We start from the raw sequence: 3,063 nt of genomic DNA, 5'->3' as shown, positions 1-3,063 counted from the left end.
CTGATTTTCTATAGGATTGTTCTAATACATTTTCTACTATCTTTTCAGCTAGATTACTAGATACATGGCCTATGGTTTCTTTTTTTAAATATTGGTCTAGTAGGTATACATGCATACTCTTCCCATCATTATCTTCGGTTTGATAGATTCTTCTTTCATACTCTACTTCACCCATAATTGTGTGTATACAGGTTCTCCTGAATCCTTTATTTCGATATTTTTCAGTATCCCTCTTGGCTAGTAACATCAAATCAATTTTTTCTAATATATCTTTCATAATTCCACAGGCTACCTTACAAACAGTTTTATATATTTCTTCTTCAATAGTCTTGAAATCAAGTTCATTATGGTTTACACTTAATATATGCACAGTCTTTCCTCCTTAATGTGTTGTCCTTAACTACATTATAACGGATTGACTATGCATTGGGAAGGCCACTTAAAAGGTCTTCCCTTTTTCAGTTATATATCTAATGCCTACAAAAATTATACACTAACCTTTTACCTATTTGATTAATCAATAATAATTGTTGCCTTTTTATCCTTTATTATGTTAGAATATAATATGTCAAATATAAAAGAAAAAATATACCAGTACATTCTTTCAATTAATTAAGGAGGTGTATCTATGGCAAGAAAATGTGATGTATGTGGGAAAGGAAAAGTTTTTGGAAACAAAATTACTTTTTCAAATAAAAAGAATAATAGAAGTTGGTCTCCAAATATTAGACGAGTAAGAGCCGTTGTAGATGGTACTACTAAAAGGATTAATGTCTGTACTAGATGTTTAAGATCTGGGTATGTTGAAAGGGCATTGTAAAAAATAAGGCTTCCAATGTTATTGTAGATGGAAGCCTTATTTTATTCTTAATATTAAGAAACCCATAATTACTAATATTATTCCAATTAATAAGAATAATATTTCTATAGGTATTATGTTAATAATAATTAACATGCCTATGATGCCTAATACTACACCTATTATCTTTCTTGACTTACGTCTATATCTATAATAGAAACGTTTCATTATTTCACCCCAAGTATTGCCTTTGTACTATTCTATTCCAAATTATTAGATTTAGTTACAAAATAAAAGGCAAACCTGGAAATTAAAGTTTGCCTTTCAATCCTAATCCTTAGAAACAGTAACTAAACATTGCCCTTCGTGGACTTGTATATACCCTTTTTCCCCTACTATCCTATTGCTTATACCAAAGGTAGAGCCTAAGTCTATACCCACCTTTTCTAATTCATATTCGAATCCCCTTAATGTAATTATTATGCCCGAACTAGTAATAGGAACTATGGATAAAAAAGTATCCTCCTCTTTTGTTAAAGTCAATTCCTTATCAACTATATATATAGTATTGTTATGGTCTACTATTCTACTATTAATCCCTTTTTTATTAAGTTTAGTAAGTAGTAACAGATTGGCCAGGGTATGGTCTATTCTATTACCTGTAGCCCCAACCAAAGTTACATCCTTAAAACCTTCCTTAATTAAATAATCAATAGATAATTCAGCATCCGTTTTATCCTTTTTAGCCGGAAATTTTTTTATAGGAATATTATGTTTTTTAATTTGTTCTAGGGTGTCATCAAAAATAGAATCTAAGTCGCCTATAACCATATCTGGTATTAAAGAAGCCTTTAAACAATAATTTGTACCCCCATCTGCACATAATATGAAATCAGATTCTTTTCCTAACCTTTTTAGTTTGTTTAAGTCCTCAATTTTTCCATTTAATACGATCAGTGCTTTCAAATTAATCATCCACTCTTCCCTATTTTTCTATCCTACTTATTGGTTTCCAAATAAAAGACAAAATAATTGCAGAAACTATGAACTCTGGTACTAAATAGCTGGATTGGTATATAAAAGAATAAATCCAAGGATTTTGAGTTCCTGCATATTCACTAAAGAAAATTACTCCTGCCAGTAAATGACATATAAATCTACCAGCTATGGCCAAGAAAATTGATAAAACTATTTTGAAATAATTTCCACCTTTGGTGTTTTCAATAGAATTGGAAAATATACCTGCCAATCCAAGAAAACCAAAGGCTATAGGATATTCCAATATAGCTTGTGTTGGACTAAAAATCCATCCTCCTAAAATAAGCTTTATGAGTCCAAAGGTAGCTCCAGCAGTAATTCCAGGTCCCAAGCCCCATCTCATGGCAAATAAAAGAATCGGAATCATACTACCAGCAGTTACAGAACCTCCCTGGGGAGCTTCATAAACCTTTATTCTACTCAATAATACGGATAAAGCTATCATTATTCCTGCTTCCACTAACATTTTAGTACTCCATTTTTTCATTATAAATACCTCCTTAAAAATAAAACCCATTACCAGAAATAGGTAATGGGTAGATAAACGCAATAAACACTTTCCTACGCTAGAATTACCTAGTTCAGGTTTAAAGGGTCGGGATTGCTCCCCTCTCAGCCATTTCAGCTCCCCTAGTGATAAATACTATATTTAGTTGACAATTACATTATATCATATATACTACATATTTCAATTACAATCTTTTAAACATTTTAGTTCTTTTCTGGAGAAGTCAAACATATGTGACACAGACCTCTGAAAAATTTTCTCTGAATAATGCTGTGGTTTTAAAAAATTACTAATAATTATTTTGTCAAGGAGGAAAGCGATAGCGATCCTTGATTAAATAATTATTGGTAATATCATCTTAAGCAGCATTTTTAGAGAAATACTCTCCAACTATTTCATTTGGAGTCTTATAATTTAGGATTTTTCTTGCTATATTATTGTATCTTTTACTATATCTTATAAATGACTTTTCCATCTGCTTGTAACTTTTAAATCTTCTTCTACTGTAAAATAATTCATTATCTATTCTATGACTTCGCTCTACTATGCCATTTTGCCATGGTGAATATGGGCGTGTGCGCTTGTGTTTTATATCTAGTTTTTCTAAATACTTTTCGAATCTGGTCTTTTTATTTGTAATATCCTGATCGTTAACAAATTCGATTCCATTGTCTGTTTGTACTAGTTTAACTTTAAATCCTAATTTGTCTTCTAGTCG

At 30.8% G+C, this 3,063-nt stretch carries 6 protein-coding genes and 1 riboswitch; of the genes, 1 reads left to right on the top strand and 5 read right to left on the bottom strand.

Translation table 11 applies throughout. The features are described from left to right. Positions 1–370, bottom strand: a 370-nt coding sequence (locus CUL_RS16995) for a UPF0236 family transposase-like protein (RefSeq protein ID WP_035143017.1), incomplete at its 3' end; no start/stop codon positions are given. A 258-nt stretch (positions 371–628) separates the two neighbouring features. Between CUL_RS16995 and rpmB the strand changes: the two genes are divergently transcribed. Further along, positions 629–820, top strand: a complete 192-nt coding sequence (rpmB, locus tag CUL_RS0107750) for a 50S ribosomal protein L28 (RefSeq protein ID WP_005585415.1) — start codon at positions 629–631, stop codon at positions 818–820. Between the two features lie 36 nt (positions 821–856). Here the strand turns inward: rpmB and CUL_RS18900 are convergent, their stop codons facing one another. The 4 genes from CUL_RS18900 to CUL_RS16990 all read right to left on the bottom strand — a co-directional run. Further along, complete coding sequence (locus CUL_RS18900) at positions 857–1,027, bottom strand: hypothetical protein (RefSeq protein ID WP_005585413.1); 171 nt, start codon at positions 1,025–1,027, stop codon at positions 857–859. A gap of 102 nt (positions 1,028–1,129) precedes the next feature. Continuing rightward, a complete protein-coding gene (locus tag CUL_RS0107740) occupies positions 1,130–1,774 on the bottom strand; it encodes a thiamine diphosphokinase (protein ID WP_005585412.1) in 645 nt (214 codons plus the stop codon). A gap of 10 nt (positions 1,775–1,784) precedes the next feature. After that, positions 1,785–2,324 carry an energy-coupled thiamine transporter ThiT gene (gene thiT, locus CUL_RS0107735; RefSeq protein WP_005585411.1) on the bottom strand — a complete coding sequence of 180 codons (540 nt, stop codon included), beginning with the start codon at positions 2,322–2,324 and terminating at the stop codon, positions 1,785–1,787. A gap of 54 nt (positions 2,325–2,378) precedes the next feature. Continuing rightward, positions 2,379–2,479: riboswitch (TPP riboswitch) on the bottom strand. A 224-nt stretch (positions 2,480–2,703) separates the two neighbouring features. Then, positions 2,704–3,063 (bottom strand): integrase core domain-containing protein (locus tag CUL_RS16990; RefSeq protein ID WP_025641038.1); only part of this gene is annotated, 360 nt, incomplete at its 5' end.

Source organism: [Clostridium] ultunense DSM 10521, assembly GCF_000511955.1.
GTDB classification, from domain to species: Bacteria; Bacillota; Clostridia; order Tissierellales; family Tepidimicrobiaceae; genus Schnuerera; species Schnuerera ultunensis.
The sequence above is the reverse complement of the archived record's forward strand: the minus strand, read 5'-3'. Positions and strand labels throughout refer to the sequence as shown.

Bases quoted from the DNA above. Each gene is read 5' to 3' on its own strand.
- rpmB (WP_005585415.1), top strand. From the start codon at position 629: ATGGCAAGAAAATGTGATGTATGTGGGAAAGGAAAAGTTTTTGGAAAC.
- CUL_RS18900 (WP_005585413.1), bottom strand. From the start codon at position 1,027: ATGAAACGTTTCTATTATAGATATAGACGTAAGTCAAGAAAGATAATA.
- CUL_RS0107740 (WP_005585412.1), bottom strand. From the start codon at position 1,774: ATGATTAATTTGAAAGCACTGATCGTATTAAATGGAAAAATTGAGGAC.
- thiT (WP_005585411.1), bottom strand. From the start codon at position 2,324: ATGAAAAAATGGAGTACTAAAATGTTAGTGGAAGCAGGAATAATGATA.